The 14,037-nt window shown below is 68.8% G+C and carries 14 protein-coding genes; 5 read left to right on the forward strand and 9 right to left on the reverse strand.

Going from position 1 to position 14,037, the window contains the following annotated elements:
• Positions 1 to 35: 35 nt before the first annotated feature.
• The 5 genes from AC3B5T_RS02115 to AC3B5T_RS02135 all read right to left on the reverse strand — a co-directional run bounded on the left by AC3B5T_RS02115 (position 36) and on the right by AC3B5T_RS02135 (position 5,802).
• Positions 36 to 719: a TetR/AcrR family transcriptional regulator gene (locus tag AC3B5T_RS02115; RefSeq protein WP_083889035.1), complete on the reverse strand. Its 684-nt coding sequence runs from the start codon at positions 717 to 719 to the stop codon at positions 36 to 38.
• Between the two features lie 87 nt (positions 720 to 806).
• Positions 807 to 2,333 carry an aldehyde dehydrogenase family protein gene (locus AC3B5T_RS02120; protein ID WP_488358183.1) on the reverse strand — a complete coding sequence of 509 codons (1,527 nt, stop codon included), beginning with the start codon at positions 2,331 to 2,333 and terminating at the stop codon, positions 807 to 809.
• Positions 2,334 to 2,496: 163 nt separating this feature from the next.
• Positions 2,497 to 3,654 (reverse strand): acetyl-CoA C-acetyltransferase, encoded by a 1,158-nt coding sequence (locus AC3B5T_RS02125; protein WP_488358184.1) that lies wholly within the window; start codon positions 3,652 to 3,654, stop codon positions 2,497 to 2,499.
• 37 nt (positions 3,655 to 3,691) lie between these two features.
• Positions 3,692 to 4,531, reverse strand: coding sequence for an SDR family oxidoreductase (locus AC3B5T_RS02130; protein ID WP_010840677.1), 840 nt, complete (start codon positions 4,529 to 4,531; stop codon positions 3,692 to 3,694).
• Entirely contained in the window at positions 4,531 to 5,802 is a 1,272-nt protein-coding gene (locus AC3B5T_RS02135; RefSeq protein ID WP_488358186.1) for an acyl-CoA dehydrogenase family protein, read from the reverse strand. Before AC3B5T_RS02135 ends, AC3B5T_RS02130 begins: the two co-directional genes overlap by 1 nt.
• Before the next feature lie 43 nt (positions 5,803 to 5,845).
• On the opposite strand from AC3B5T_RS02135, the gene AC3B5T_RS02140 reads away from it, so the two are divergent.
• The 3 genes from AC3B5T_RS02140 (at position 5,846) to AC3B5T_RS02150 (ending at position 8,411) form a co-directional block, all read left to right on the forward strand.
• The gene (locus AC3B5T_RS02140; RefSeq protein WP_488358187.1) at positions 5,846 to 7,429 is read left to right on the forward strand and encodes a FadD3 family acyl-CoA ligase; all 1,584 of its coding nucleotides are present in this window, start codon (positions 5,846 to 5,848) and stop codon (positions 7,427 to 7,429) included.
• A 129-nt stretch (positions 7,430 to 7,558) separates the two neighbouring features.
• Entirely contained in the window at positions 7,559 to 8,155 is a 597-nt protein-coding gene (locus AC3B5T_RS02145; RefSeq protein WP_488358188.1) for a type IV toxin-antitoxin system AbiEi family antitoxin domain-containing protein, read from the forward strand.
• Between the two features lie 4 nt (positions 8,156 to 8,159).
• On the forward strand, positions 8,160 to 8,411 hold the full coding sequence (locus AC3B5T_RS02150; RefSeq protein ID WP_488358189.1) for an endonuclease domain-containing protein: 252 nt from the start codon (positions 8,160 to 8,162) through the stop codon (positions 8,409 to 8,411).
• A gap of 42 nt (positions 8,412 to 8,453) precedes the next feature.
• Here the strand turns inward: AC3B5T_RS02150 and lysS are convergent, their stop codons facing one another.
• From lysS to AC3B5T_RS02165, 3 genes are all read right to left on the reverse strand, one after another.
• Positions 8,454 to 10,022: a lysine--tRNA ligase gene (gene lysS, locus AC3B5T_RS02155; protein WP_156354123.1), complete on the reverse strand. Its 1,569-nt coding sequence runs from the start codon at positions 10,020 to 10,022 to the stop codon at positions 8,454 to 8,456.
• 60 nt (positions 10,023 to 10,082) lie between these two features.
• Positions 10,083 to 10,547 carry a rhodanese-like domain-containing protein gene (locus AC3B5T_RS02160; RefSeq protein WP_488358191.1) on the reverse strand — a complete coding sequence of 155 codons (465 nt, stop codon included), beginning with the start codon at positions 10,545 to 10,547 and terminating at the stop codon, positions 10,083 to 10,085.
• A gap of 159 nt (positions 10,548 to 10,706) precedes the next feature.
• Positions 10,707 to 11,849 carry an FAD-dependent oxidoreductase gene (locus AC3B5T_RS02165; protein ID WP_488358739.1) on the reverse strand — a complete coding sequence of 381 codons (1,143 nt, stop codon included), beginning with the start codon at positions 11,847 to 11,849 and terminating at the stop codon, positions 10,707 to 10,709.
• Between the two features lie 82 nt (positions 11,850 to 11,931).
• On the opposite strand from AC3B5T_RS02165, the gene AC3B5T_RS02170 reads away from it, so the two are divergent.
• Positions 11,932 to 12,402, forward strand: a complete 471-nt coding sequence (locus AC3B5T_RS02170) for a TetR/AcrR family transcriptional regulator (RefSeq protein WP_488358740.1) — start codon at positions 11,932 to 11,934, stop codon at positions 12,400 to 12,402.
• Between the two features lie 11 nt (positions 12,403 to 12,413).
• Here AC3B5T_RS02170 and AC3B5T_RS02175 read toward each other — a convergent pair whose 3' ends face one another.
• The gene (locus AC3B5T_RS02175; RefSeq protein WP_488358192.1) at positions 12,414 to 13,379 is read right to left on the reverse strand and encodes an alpha/beta fold hydrolase; all 966 of its coding nucleotides are present in this window, start codon (positions 13,377 to 13,379) and stop codon (positions 12,414 to 12,416) included.
• 60 nt (positions 13,380 to 13,439) lie between these two features.
• Here AC3B5T_RS02175 and AC3B5T_RS02180 point away from each other — a divergent pair, with 60 nt between their 5' ends.
• Positions 13,440 to 14,027: a TetR/AcrR family transcriptional regulator gene (locus AC3B5T_RS02180; protein ID WP_014928007.1), complete on the forward strand. Its 588-nt coding sequence runs from the start codon at positions 13,440 to 13,442 to the stop codon at positions 14,025 to 14,027.
• Positions 14,028 to 14,037: the final 10 nt, after the last annotated feature.

Here is a 14,037-nt window from a genome sequence, read left to right on the forward strand (position 1 = left end):
GGAAAGGAAAGCTACCCTAACTTCGACGTCGGTGGTCAGCGCGGCAGGATGCCGTCGAGGACCACCGACAGATACTGGTCCGCGATCGAATCGACCGACATCGTGCCGCCGGGCCGGTACCACCGCACGGCGACCCACACGGTGTCGCGCATGAACCGGTAGACGAGCTCGACGTCGAGATCTGCCCGGAACTCCCCGTTCTCGACCCCGCGTTGCAGCACCGACTGCCACAGCTGCCGGAACTCGACGTTCAGTTCGGAGATGTAAGTGAAGCGTTCCTGGCCGGAGAGACGCTTCGCCTCGTCCTGGTAGATCGCGACCGCGTTGCGTTCGGCATCGATGGACTCGAACGACGCGATGACGAGTCCGCGCAGGGTCTCGGTCGCCGACGTGCTCGACGCCGCGATCTGCCGGTAACGGGCGAACAGGTCGTCGAGGAAGCCCCGCAGGATCTCGTCGACCATCGACTCCTTGGAGTCGAAATGGTGATAGAGGCTGCCGGACAGGATGCCGGCGGCGTCGGCGATGTCCCGGACCGTCGTCGACCGCAGACCCTGCTCGGCGAACATCCGCCCGGCCGTCGCCAGCAGCTCGTCTCGACGCGACGAGCGGGCCGGCGTATCGGTCCGCTGTCCGCCGGCCGGCTTGACGTCCGCGGCGGCCGCGGTCGCGTCGGATCTGCCTTTCGCATCGATCCTGGTCTGGCCTCGTGGTGACAAGCGCATCCTCCTGAGAGAGTCTGCGCACACCCTAGCAAGCGCTTGGCCGGGACCGTCGGTCGACGATCCCGGCCACGACGACCGATCTTATGCGCCGAGGCGCTTGCGCACCTTCTTCATCGCGCGGTTGTTGAAGAACTTCCACAGTTTGAGCTGATTGTTCGTCAGCTTCGTGTCCTTGGGCAGGAACGGCGGCGACATCATCTCGGCAACACTCACCGGCAGCGTCGAGAACGCGACGGCCCGCGCGTGGCTGAACGTCTCGAAGCCGGTGCGGCCGTGGTATCCGCCCATCCCGCTGTTGCCGACACCCGCGAACGGCAGCTCGCCGCTGAACAGGTGGATGGCGAAGTCGTTGCCGTTGATCGAGCCGCTGCGCGTGTTGTCGGCGAGCTTCTGGAACCGCTCGTTCTGGTCGCCGCACCAGTACATGGTCAGCGGATGCGGGTGCGAGCTGATCTGACTGATGACCTCGGACAGGTCGCGGTAGGGGTACACGGTCAGCACCGGACCGAAGACCTCGTCCTCCTCGATCTTCATGCCCGCCTTCACGCCGGTCAGCAGCGTCGGCGGGATCTTGCGGCGCGCGGCGTCCGGCAGCGGTTCGCCGCCGGGGATCACCTGACGCTTGGTGGCGCCCAGCTGCTCGGCGTCGTCGATGAGCCCGAGGATGCGCTCGTAGTTCTTCTGGTTGATCGTCGAGGTGTACTGGTCGTTGTCGATGATCGTCGGGAAGTTCTTGGTCCACCGCGCGACGACCTTGTCGGTGAACTCACCGAGCTTGGCCTCGGGGACGAAGACGTAGTCCGGGCAAAGGCACACCTGGCCGCCGTTGACCATTCGGGCGTCGGCGAGCATCGTCGCGGCCTTGTCGATGTCGGCGTCGATGTCGACGACAGCCGGGTTCTTCCCGCCGAGTTCGAGAGTGACCGGGATGAGGTTCTTCGCGGCCTCCTGAGCCACCGAGGCACCGACGCCGGGCGAGCCGGTGAAGAACATGTGATCGACCTTGAGCTCGGCGAAGTCCGAACCCGAACCGTGCTTCGACGTGGCGACCGCCAGCTCCTCGATCGAGAAGTAGTCCGGCGCGTGCTTGGCGATCACGTCCGTGGTCTTCGCCGTCACCGACGACGGGCGCAGGATGACCCGGTTACCGGCCGCGAAAGCCGAACCCGCGGGCACGATCGTGAGCTGCAGCGGGAAGTTCCACGGCCCCATGATCCCGACGACACCCAGCGGGTCGTGCCGGATGCTCTGCTTGTATCCGAGCAGGCCCTGGACCTTGGCGACCTTGGACTCGGCCATCCAGTCCTTGACGCCCCGGCGCTGGTGAGCGAGGTCGATCATGCAGCCGGCCACATCGGCGGCCAGCGACAGCTCACGCGGACGGGCACCGAAATCCTCGGCCAACGCGGCGGCGATCTCGTCGGCGTTGTCGAGCAGCAGCGCCGCCAGCCGCGTGATGCGGTCGATGCGGGTGTCGGCGTCGGGGATCCCGTCGCGCAGGAACGCCGCGCGCTGGATGTCGACCAGTTCGGTCAGCGTGTGTGCCTCCGACGAGACACCCCGCGTCGAAATCGCGTCGGTGCTGGTGTGTTCAGCAGGCTTGGTCATCGAGATCCCCTCAGCTAGGTCGTGCTGCACCTGACGTGCGGCGTTGGAACAAAACAGTCCGCCTGTCCCACACAATAGTATGCGCCAGGTCACACCGTGATGTGGGCACGCCTGTTGTCAGAATGGTACGACCCCGGGACCGAGACGTCGAGGGGGTGAACTCTCAGCCGAGCCGCTCGATGATGGTGACGTTGGCGGTCCCGCCGCCTTCACACATCGTCTGCAGGCCGTAGCGGCCGCCGGTGCGCTCGAGCTCGTTGAGCAGCGTGGCGAACAGCTTGGCGCCGGTGGCGCCGAGGGGGTGGCCGAGCGCGATGGCGCCGCCGTTGGGGTTGACCTTGGCGGGGTCGGCGCCGGTCTCCTTGAGCCAGGCGAGCACGACCGGCGCGAATGCCTCGTTGATCTCGACGACGTCGATGTCGTCGATCGACAGTCCGGTCTTGTCGAGCGCGTACTTGGTGGCCGGGATGGGCGCGGAGAGCATCATCACGGGGTCGTCGCCGCGTACGGACATGTGGTGGATGCGGGCGCGCGGTGTCAGGTTGTGCTCCTTCAGCGCACGTTCGGAGACGACGAGTGTCGCCGAGGAGCCGTCGGCGATCTGCGAGGCGACGGCCGCCGTCAGCCGCGACCCCTCGGCGAGCACCTGCAGACCGGCCATCTTCTCCATCGAGGTCTCGCGCGGGCATTCGTCGACGACGCAGTCGCCCAGCGCGACGTTCTCGGTGTCGAACCTGCCGTCGGCGATCGCCGCCCGGGCACGCTCATGTGACTGCAGCGCCCAGCGCTCCATGTCCTCACGACTGATGTCCCACCTCTTGGCCATCATGTCGGCGCCGAGGAACTGGGAGATCTGCGCGTCCCCGAAGCGCTCCTGCCAGCCCGCGGATTCGGCTGTGGGCGTGGTGAATCCGAACTCCTTGCCGGAGATCATCGCCTGCGAGATCGGGATGGCGCTCATGTTCTGCAACCCGCCGGCGACGACGATGTCCTGGGTGCCGCTCATGACGCCCTGCGCGGCGAAGTGAATCGCCTGCTGGCTGGAGCCGCACTGCCGGTCGACGGTGGTGCCGGGCACCTCCAGCGGGAGACCGGCTGCGAGCCAAGCGGTCCGGGCGACGTTGCCGGCCTGGCCACCGATCGTGTCGAGGCAGCCGAACACCACGTCGTCGACGGCAGCCGGGTCGATTCCGGTGCGGTCGACGAGGGCGGAGATGATGTGGGCGCCGAGGTCGGCGGGGTGGGTCTTGGCCAGTGAGCCGTTGCGCTTGCCGACCGGGGTGCGGACGGCGTCGACGATGTAGGCCTGGGGGGTGGTCATGGTCGGTGCTCCTTGAATCGATGGACGTCGTTGGCGGTCAGGCGCGCTGACTGGAGATCGAGACGACCTCGCCGGTGAGGTAGGTGGTGTAGTCGCTGGCGAGCATCGCGACGGTCGCGGCGACCTCCCAGACCTCGGCGGCGCGCCCGTATGCCTCCCGGGCGGCGAGTTCGTCGAGGAGGTCGTCGCTGGTCACCTTCGCGAGGAACGGATGTTTGGCTATCGACGGCGCGATCGCGTTGATGCGCACCCCGACGTCGGCGGCTTCGAGTGCCGAACACCGGGTCAGCGCCATCACCCCGGCCTTCGCCGCGGCGTAGTGGGCCTGTCCCCGCTGGGCCCGCCAGCCGAGCACCGAGGCGTTGTTGACGATGACCCCGTTGTGTTCGACCGAGCCGAAGTACCTCAGGGCCGCGCGGGTGGCGCGGAAGGTACCGGTGAGCGTGATGTCGAGGACGCGGTCCCATTCCTCGTCGGTCATCTCGGCGACAGGGGTCTCCCCGCCGAGTCCGGCGTTGTTGACCAGCACATCGATGCGTCCGAGTTGCGTTGCGGCGTCGTCGATCAGCGCGTCGACCTCCGCGGTGACCTGCACATTGCAGGTGCGCTGGGTGACCGTGCGGCCGGGGAACTCGGCGGCCAGCTTCTCGGCGGCCTCGCCGAGGCGCCGTTCGTGCCAGTCGCTGATGAGCACGTCCGCGCCTTCGAGAAGCGCGCGGCGGGCCGACGCGAAGCCGATACCCGTTCCGGCAGCGGCGGTCACCACGACCTTCTTGCCCAGCAGCAGGTCGTGTCCGGCGACCTCGGCGGGAGGAGTGGCGAGCGGGGAGGCCGCTCGGTCCGTGGCGCGGGCCCCGTTGACGTCGACTCCGGTCATCAGCGTGCCTCTCGGGGTAGGCCGAGCACCCGCTCGGCGATGATGTTGCGCTGCACCTCGTTCGATCCGCCGTAGATCGTGTCGGCGCGGGTGAACAGGTAGAGCCGTTGCCATTCGTCGAGTTCGACGTTCTCCGGATCGGCGATGTCGTTGGCCTTGCCTTCGGCGGTCGCGGCCGGACCGATCAGTGCCGGTGCGCCGACGACATCCATCGCGAGTTCACCGAGATCGCGATGCCAGTTGGCCCACAACAACTTCGACACCGACGCCGCGCCCGCTTGGGAGGTGACGTCACCGTCGAGCGTCCGCTGGGCGTGGGCCCGCATGACCTTCAGCCCGATGTCGGCGCGCGCGAGTCGCGACGCGATCTCCGGATCGTCGACCGACCCGTTGGCTCGCGCGAGGTCGGTGAGATTGCCCAGCTCGCGCGCGAATCCGACCTGCTGGCCCAGCGTTGAGACACCGCGCTCGAACTGCAACAACCCCATCGCGACCTTCCAGCCGTCGCCGGGGTCGCCGACGATCAGGTCGGCTTCGGTCTCTGCGTCGTCGAAGAACACCTCGTTGAATTCCGATGTGCCGGTGAGCTGTTGGATCGGCCGGACGGTGATTCCCGGCTGATCGAGCGGGACCAGCAGGAAACTCAGCCCGGCGTGCCGCGACGATCCCTTCTCGGTACGCGCGATGACGAACACCCACTGCGCGACATGCGCGAGCGAGGTCCAGATCTTCTGGCCGTTGATGATCCACTTGGCCGATCCGCTCGACTCGTCGAGCCGCGCGGTCGTGGAGACCCCCGCGAGGTCGGAGCCGGCGCCCGGTTCCGAGTAACCCTGCGACCACAACTCGGTGACGTCGACGATCCCGGGCAGCAGACGCCGCTTCTGCTCGTCGGTGCCGTAGGCGATGAGTGTGGGGCCCAACAGTTCCTCGCCCAGGTGGTTGACCCGGGCGGGCGCATTCGCGCGGGCGTACTCGCGGTGGAAGAGGATCCGCTGCTCGAGTGTCGCGCCACGACCGCCGTACTCGACCGGCCAGCCGATGCAGGTCCATCCGGCGCGGGCGAGATGGCGATCCCATTCGAGCCGTTCGGCGAAAAACTCGTGTTCGCTACCCGGGCCGCCACGGCCCTTCAGATCGGCGAAGTCGCCAGTGAGATTCTCGTCGAGCCACGCCCGCACCGCGGCCGCGAACTCGGTGCCGGCGTTCGGTGTCGATTTCGCCCATTCACCCAGGTCGACGGCACGATCGGCGAGATTCGTCGTGGTCATGAGCGCTAGCATAACGCACCAAGCAAGTGCTAGGTTGGGGCGCATGGCGCAGACCTCTCTGCACGAGACTCTCCCCTCTCCCACCACACCGGCCGCACTGCGTCGCGCTGCGCGCACCTGGCCCGACCGTATCGCTCTCGTCGACGGCCAGTGGGACCCTTCGTCACATCCGCGACTCGAGTTGACCTGGACCCAGTTGCACAGCGCGGTCCGCGCCTTCGCCGGTTCACTCGTGGCGTCGGGCATCGAGGCCGGGGACCGGGTCGCCATCTGGTCGCCGAACAGCTTCCACTGGCCGATCGCGGCGCTGGGAGTCCACTACGCCGGCGCCACACTCGTCCCGCTCAACACCCGCTACACCACCGGCGAGGCAGTCGAGATCATCGAACGTTCGGGGGCCCGGGCGGTCGTCGTGTCCGGCGAGTTCCTCGGCGCCGACCACGCGTCGGAACTCCTACGCGATCACCGCGCCTCGATGCCCGCGGTGGTCGTGCGGGTGCCGCTCACCCCCGGCGCGACAGCACCCGACGGTGCGGTCGACTGGCACGATTTCCTCGAACGCGCGACCGACGACGCGCGGGCAGATGCCGACCGTCGCGCCGGCGCCGTCTCCCCGGAGGACATCTCCGACATCCTCTTCACCTCCGGCACGACCGGGAAGTCCAAGGGCGTGCTGGCAACACACCGGCAGACCCTGACCGGGTCACACGGGTGGGGTGCGAACGCGGGGCTGAACCCCGATGACCGCTATCTGATGGTCAACCCGTACTTCCACACGTTCGGATACAAGGCCGGCATCCTGCCGAGCGTCCTGTTCGGCGTGACCATGCTGCCGCTCGCCGTCTACTCGCCGGAGCAGGCGATGAAGCTCGTGTCCGACGAACGCGCGACGGTCTTCCCGGGCGCTCCCACGATCTTCCAGACCATCCTCGACGACCCGAAGCGCGCCGACCACGACCTCTCGAGCCTGCGCATCGTCATCACCGGCGCCGCCATCGTGCCCGTCGTCCTCGTTGAACGCCTGCAGCACGACCTGGGTGTCGACACCGTCATCACCGCCTACGGCCTGACCGAGGCGAGCGGCTTCGTGTCGACCTGCACGCCCGACGACGACGACACGACGGTGGCCAACACCTGCGGACGCGCGTTCCCCGGCATGCAGATCAGGCTCTCCGACGACGGTGAGGTGCTGGCCCGCGGAGACATGGTGATGGTCGGATACCTCGACGATCCGGACGCCACCGCGGCGACGATCGACGCCGACGGGTGGCTCCACACCGGCGACATCGGGACCATCGACGAGCGCGGCAACCTGAAGATCACCGATCGACTCAAGGACATGTACATCTGCGGCGGGTTCAACGTCTATCCCGCGGAGATCGAGCAGACCCTCGCCCGGATCGACGGCGTCACCGAATCGGCGGTCGTCGGCGTACCCGACGATCGCCTCGGCGAGGTGGGCCGCGCCTATCTGACGGTCCGCTCCGGCACCGACCTCGACGAAGCGCAGGTCATCGCATACGCCAGAGAGCACCTCGCCAACTTCAAGATCCCCCGGTCCGTCGTCTTCGTCGACGAGTTCCCCCGCAACGCGTCGGGCAAGATCCTCAAGCGCAACCTCACCTGACCCCGGGGCGTTTCGTAGCAACAACGCGCGCTATAAGCGCATTCTTGCTACCGAATCGACCCGTGTTCGCGGCAGGAACCGGTCGGGGCCGCGGTGCGTCGAAGTTCTGTGACCGAGGACCCACGCGCGATGATCGCGGCCCACGACGGCGTGTTCACGACCCGGCAGTTGCTCGACGTAGGCGTGTCCGCCGACAGGATCCGACATCGCGTCGCCACCGGCGAGTGGGTCCGGGTCGCCAGGGGTGTCTTCCGAGTCGGCGACCGGACGGTCGATGACCGGATGCGGATGCGGCTCGCCGTGCTGCGTGCCGGGCCGGACGCCGCTCTCGCGAGCTCGGCCGCGGCGTGGTGGCACGGCATCGTCCCCCAGGTCCCCGCGTCCCCCGTGGTGGTCGCACCGCACGGTCGGCACGGGTCACCGGTCGACGGCGCGCGGATCTGGCATCGCAACGTCGACCGCCGGGACCTCACAGAGGTCGACGGATTGGCCGTGACCGCGCTCGAGCTGACGGTTCTCGACGCATCGGTGGAATCGGGGGTGAAAGTGATGGACTCTGCGCTGCTGAACAAGAAGGTCACCGTCGCCGCGCTCGACGTTGTCCAGCGTCGGAACGCCGGGCGTCGAGGCTCTCCGAGAGCGCGCGCGATGCTCGAGGCGATGTCCTCGGGCGCGAGGTCCGAGGCGGAACGAATCCCGCCACACTGCTGCGCGGTTCCGGACTGACGGGATGGTCGGCGAACACGCCGCCTGCGGTTATGTCCTGGACTTCGCCTTCATGGCGTCGAAGATCGCCATCGAGATCGACGGCATGGCCTTCCACAGCGACGCCGTCGCCTTCCAACGGGACCGGACCCGCCAGAACGACCTCGTCGCGAACGGTTGGACCGTCCTGCGCTTCACCTGGCAGGACGTGACCGCCCGCCCGGCCTGGGTGCTGGCACAGGTCCGGACGGCCCTTCGTCGGAAATTCGTAGCGTGAATACGGCCATAGCGCGCGTTGTTGCTACGAAATCCCGGGAGGTTAGGTGCGGGGCTTCACCAGCGGGAACAGGATGGTGTCGCGGATACCGAGGCCGGTGAGGGCCATCAGCAGGCGGTCGATGCCCATACCGGTGCCGGTGGTCGGCGGCATGCCGTACTCCATCGCGGCGAGGAACTCCTCGTCGAGGACCATCGCCTCGTCGTCGCCGGCGGCGGCCAGGCGGGCCTGGTCGGCGAAGCGCTCGCGCTGGATGACGGGGTCGACGAGTTCGGAGTATCCGGTGGCCAGCTCGAAGCCGCGCACGTACAGGTCCCACTTCTCGACGACGCCGGTCACCGACCGGTGCGCACGGACCAGCGGCGAGGTCTCGACCGGGAAGTCGCGGACGAAGACCGGCCGGTCCAGCTTCTCGCCGACCATGTGTTCCCACAGTTCCTCGACGAGCTTGCCGTGCCCGTAACCCTTGTCCTTCGGGATCTCGAGTCCGACGCGTGCCGCGATGGCGAGCAACTCCTCGACGGTGGTCTCACCGTCGGCGCCCGCGGGGACGATCTGCTCGCCGAGCGCCTCGGACAGCGACGGGTACATCTCCAGCGCGGTCCACTCGCCGGACAGGTCATAGGTGGAACCGTCCGGCATGGTCGGCGTCTGGGTGCCGAGCGCGGCCTGCGACACCTCTTGCACCAGTTCGCGGACCATGACCGCGGAGTCGTCGTAGGTGCCGTAGGCCTGATAGGTCTCGAGCATCGCGAACTCCGGCGAATGGGTGGAGTCGGCCCCCTCGTTGCGGAAGTTGCGGTTGATCTCGAAGACGCGCTCGATGCCGCCGACCACGCAGCGCTTCAGGAACAGCTCCGGCGCGATGCGCAGGAAGAGATCGATGTCGAAGGCGTTGGAATGCGTCACGAAGGGACGTGCCGCCGCCCCGCCGTGCAGGGTCTGCAGCATCGGGGTCTCAACCTCGAGGAATCCCCGACGCCCCAGAGCCGCACGGAGTTCGGCGATCACCGAGATCCGGGTGCGGGCGATGCTGCGCGCCTCCGGACGCATGATGAGGTCGACGTAACGCTGCCGGACCCGGGTCTCCTCGTTCATGTCCTTGTGGGCGACGGGCAACGGACGCAACGACTTCGATGCCATCTGCCAGCCGTCGGCCATCACCGACAGTTCACCGGTGCGCGAACTGATGACCTCGCCGGAGATGAACACGATGTCACCCAGGTCCACCTCGGACTTCCACCGCGCCAGCGCTTCCTCGCCGACACCGTTGAAGCTGACCATCGCCTGCAGCTGGGTGCCGTCGCCCTCCTGCAGCGTCGCGAAGCACAGCTTGCCCTTGTTGCGCAGAAAGATCACGCGCCCGGTGACGCCGACGTGCTGACCGGTCTCGGTACCGGCCTCGAGGTCGGGATAGGCCGCGCGGATCTCGCCGAGACTGTGGGTGCGCGGGATGGAGACCGGGTATGCCTCGCGGCCCTCGGCCAGGATCCGCTCACGCTTCTCGCGGCGGATGCGCAACTGCTCGGGAGTCTGCTCGTCGGTCGCTTCGGGGGTGGCGGTGCTGGTCGGGCTGTCACTCACCCCACGCACCCTATCGGGGCCGGTCATCGACTCCCAACTCACCGCCTCGGCGTGATCGCGGCCACAATCGGGTCGCGCTGGGCGGGTTCAGCTCTCGTGCGCTGAGATGACGGCGAGGTCGTCGGGACGAATCCGGCCGTTGACCCGTGCCGACCGCATCCGGCGGTGCCCGCCGACGACGAACACCGCACCGTGCACGCCACGCGCCTGCAGGTGCCAGGCGAGCCATTCGGCCTCATGCCCGTCCTCGCTGACGAGAATCCACCGGGATTCGGGTCGTGCGGTGCGCAGCGAATCCGGGGTGTCCGGCGTGAGCCGGTCGAGAACCTCGACGGCGTCGATGGCCAGCGCGCCGAACAGCGCGCCGTCGAGCTGACGGCGCCGGTGGGAGCGGACATCGACGGGGGTGGCGCCGGCGGCGACCGCGGACGCGTAGTCCTCGACGCGCAGGGACAGCGGCGCCGACGGGGCCGGGGCGACAGTCGGCGGCGCGACGGCGAACACCGACGTGGCCGACGGGGCAAGAGCAGAAGAAACAACCGAAGCGGTCATGTGAAGTCCTGAAAGTGATCGAGATCGAGCGGGGAGCGCGAAGTAGGGCAGCCGCAGACGCGGTACTAGCCCCGACAACACTCCTGACAGCTCATGATCACGGCGACGAGTATGCCACAGCCCGGCCCCACCGGCCAGACCCCGACTTGACCGACACCGTCACACCGCAGGCGGCTGCCACTGCTGCACGCGTCGCATCTGCGCATTCAGGACGGCGTCGGGCGTCATCCGCAATGCGAGGTCACGGACCCAGACGGCGGGCGCGGCACGCATCTGCCCGACCCGCCCGATCATCGACGCCTGCCGTGCGATGCGCTGGGTCCGCGGGCGCCGCAGGCGGTCGTAGGCCCGCAGGGCGTCGTCGAGGCCGCTGTGTCCCGACCGTCGGAGCAAGGCCACCAGGGTGGCCGCGTCCTCCATCGCCTGGTTGGCCCCCTGGCCCAGATTCGGGGTCATCGCATGCGCGGCGTCGCCGACGAGAACGCTCCCACATGGCCCGCCTGCTCCCACGAAGGTCGGCAGCGGCGAGGCGAGCTCCTCGATCGGGAGGTAACCGACGGTCGCCGGGTCGGTGGCGTCGAGCAGTTCGCCGATCGGCCGGTGCCAACCTGAAAACCGTTGCCGCACTTCATCGAGACCACCTTCGGCGCCGTCTCCGGCGTCCGACACCGAGGCGAACCAGTAGACGTGACCGTCAGCCAGCGGCGCGATCCCGAAGCGCGCTCCGCGACCGGTCGTCTCGCCGGCCGCATCGACCGCCACCGGGGACGACGTGACCGCCCGCCACGCGGCGTATCCACACCTGCGGACGCCCGGGTCCGCGACGATCGCGCCACGCACCCGGCTGCGCAACCCGTCCGCGCCGACGATCAGGTCGCACCCGTCGATCTCTGTTCCGTCGGCCAGGCGTACGACACTGTTCCCGGGGGCGATCCCCTCGACCCCGGAACCCGTCCGGATGTCCGCGACACCTGCGACGGCGCCGAGCAGGGCCGCGTGGAGGTCGGCACGGCGGACCACGCGCATGTCGGTGAGCGACGCCGGATCGAAGCGACTGAGCCAGCGTCCGTCCGGTGTCCGCGTTCCGCTTGCCGGCGGGGTCGGCGCCGGGGCCTCACCGATCACCGATCGCAGCCCGAGCGAGTCGAGCGCGCGCATTCCGTTGGCGAAGATGCTCAGTCCCGCGCCCCCGCCCCGAACCTCCGGCGCCCGCTCGACGACCGTGACACGCGCCCCCGTCGACGCCAGACCGGCCGCCGTGCACAGCCCGGCGATCCCCGCACCCACCACCACGACCTTCACGAGTCTCTTCTCCACACGGAGAAGAACCATAGCAGATAGACTTCTCCATGTGGAGAAATCAGCGAGCGCCTCGACACGCGACGTGCTGCTCGACGCCGGCATCACCCTCATCGGCACGGTGGGGATCCGCCAGGCGTCCGCGCGCGCCGTCGAGGACGCGTCGGGCGTGCCGCACGGGAGCGTTCGTCACCATTTCGGCGGTCAGAGCGGCTTTCTCGCGGCGCTCGTCGAACACGTCTTTCTCGGCGACCGGGCCGCCGACGGCGAGTCGACGCAGGAGGTGATCGTCCGTTGGCTGGGCGCTGACCGAGTCCGGACCAGGGCCCGCTACGAGCTCATGCTCCTGTCGACTCGTGACGAGGAGCTGCGACGGGCCATGGTCGGACACCGCGACCGCTACGTCGACGGGCTCGTCGACGGCGGACTGTCCCGCGGCGAGGCCCGGCAGCTGATCGCCGCGCTCGACGGGCTGGTCCTCGACGCACTGCTGCGCAACTCCGACGGCACCGACGCCGACCACGATCCCACTCCCCTGCTCCGCGCGTTCCGCTGACCGACGGGGATTCAGGCCGTCCCGACGAGATCGGCGGCCAGCGCGCGGAGGTGTTCGGCCAGCTCGTCGACGCCGGGCTGTTCGACCGGGAAGTGCCCGCACCCGGTCAGCAGGTGGATGTCGGTGCGCGCCGCCATCCGTCGCGCGAAACGCACACTGACCCCAGGCGGCGTCCAGGAGTCCGCCGCCGGGTGGACCAGCAGCACGCGCGGACCCCGGTACCCCTCTGGGTCCGGCACGTCGTGCGTCATCAGGTCCGACAGGAACCCCAGCGACACCGACGATCCGGCACCCAGCCGGTCGTCGAGGCACGCCCGGGACAGCTCCGGGTCGAGACTCATCGCCGACATCGGCGCCACCCAGCGGATCGGGAACCGCACGCGCGCGAGAGCCCCGACCCGGGCGAGCACCGGCATCAGCGGGACCAGTCGGGCGAGCACCGGCGTGCGCGCAACTGCTCGACGCGCAGCCGGGTCACCGGCCAGATCCAGCAGGCACGTCGCGACGACCGCGGCGACACGCCCCGTTCGGTCGGCGACCTCGTAGGCGAGCATGCCGCCGAGGCTCGCGCCCAGCACGACGAGCGGACGCGGGTCGTCCTCGGTCTCCGCCGCCACGAGGTCGGCGACCAGGCTGACCCAGTCCTGATAGCGGACCCGCCCGGTATCGCTCACCCGGGTGCGCCCGTACTGCGGCAGATCGGGGGCGAGGACCTCGAACCCCTCGTTCGCGAGGATCGCGCCCAGCGGCCAGACCACGGCGCTGTGGCCGCCACCTCCGTGCAGCAGCAGCACGCGCAGCGGTGCGGCACTTCGGCGCGCCCGCAGGACGTGCACGTCCACGTCCCCGCACGGCCGCCCGGAGCTCGACGGCCACGCCCACCAGGTGGATTCGGCCGCGACCCCGACGGCTTCGGATCGCCACGGTTCGGGCAGGAAGCGAAGGTAGGATTCGGGGGTTCCGGATTCGCAGCTCATGCATCCATCGTCGAACCGGTGGCGGCATGGGACAACTCGCATTTCACCAGGATCGAGCAGATGCGCAAAAGGCCACGGCAGCAACGCTCCTCGTTCACCGTCGACCTGATCCTCGAGGCGACCACTCAACTTCTCGACACCGAGGGCGCGGAACTGACGACCAACCGCATCGCCGAGAAGGCCGGGGTGTCGGTCGGCTCGGTCTACCAGTACTTCGGCGACAAGCAGGCGATCTTCGACGAACTCGCACTCCGCCATCTGGACGCCGCCGGCCAGGCGATCACCGCGATTCTCGACGCCCACCCCGCCGGTTCGCGCCCGTGGCCGGAGGTGATGCGCGCGGTGATCGAGGTGGCGGTGCACGAGAACTCGACCCACGGCCGTGCCCACGGACGCCTGCGTGAACTGGCCGACCCGGCGCGCCTCGCCGCCGGGTACACCGCCCTCGTGGACAGCCTGATCGAGCGGCTGAGCGCTCATCTCGTCGCCGACGGCTGGACGGCGGACTCCGCGGTCACCGACCTACGGCTCGCGTTCGCGGCGGTCGACGCCCAGGTCCATCAGCTGGCCGGCACCGACCTGGCCGGCGGCGAACTGACCGACCGCATCACGGCCTACACCGAGGCCGCACTCCGCGGGGACCGGTGATCACCGCGGT

Source organism: Gordonia sp. G4 (assembly GCF_057770005.1).

Excerpts from the sequence above, each read along its gene's own strand:
- AC3B5T_RS02120 (WP_488358183.1), bottom strand. The coding sequence starts at position 2,333 with ATGACCAAGCCTGCTGAACACACCAGCACCGACGCGATTTCGACGCGG.
- AC3B5T_RS02125 (WP_488358184.1), bottom strand. The coding sequence starts at position 3,654 with ATGACCACCCCCCAGGCCTACATCGTCGACGCCGTCCGCACCCCGGTC.
- AC3B5T_RS02130 (WP_010840677.1), bottom strand. The coding sequence starts at position 4,531 with ATGACCGGAGTCGACGTCAACGGGGCCCGCGCCACGGACCGAGCGGCC.
- AC3B5T_RS02135 (WP_488358186.1), bottom strand. The coding sequence starts at position 5,802 with ATGACCACGACGAATCTCGCCGATCGTGCCGTCGACCTGGGTGAATGG.
- AC3B5T_RS02140 (WP_488358187.1), top strand. The coding sequence starts at position 5,846 with ATGGCGCAGACCTCTCTGCACGAGACTCTCCCCTCTCCCACCACACCG.
- AC3B5T_RS02145 (WP_488358188.1), top strand. The coding sequence starts at position 7,559 with ATGATCGCGGCCCACGACGGCGTGTTCACGACCCGGCAGTTGCTCGAC.
- AC3B5T_RS02150 (WP_488358189.1), top strand. The coding sequence starts at position 8,160 with ATGGTCGGCGAACACGCCGCCTGCGGTTATGTCCTGGACTTCGCCTTC.
- lysS (WP_156354123.1), bottom strand. The coding sequence starts at position 10,022 with ATGACCGGCCCCGATAGGGTGCGTGGGGTGAGTGACAGCCCGACCAGC.
- AC3B5T_RS02160 (WP_488358191.1), bottom strand. The coding sequence starts at position 10,547 with ATGACCGCTTCGGTTGTTTCTTCTGCTCTTGCCCCGTCGGCCACGTCG.
- AC3B5T_RS02175 (WP_488358192.1), bottom strand. The coding sequence starts at position 13,379 with ATGAGCTGCGAATCCGGAACCCCCGAATCCTACCTTCGCTTCCTGCCC.
- AC3B5T_RS02180 (WP_014928007.1), top strand. The coding sequence starts at position 13,440 with ATGCGCAAAAGGCCACGGCAGCAACGCTCCTCGTTCACCGTCGACCTG.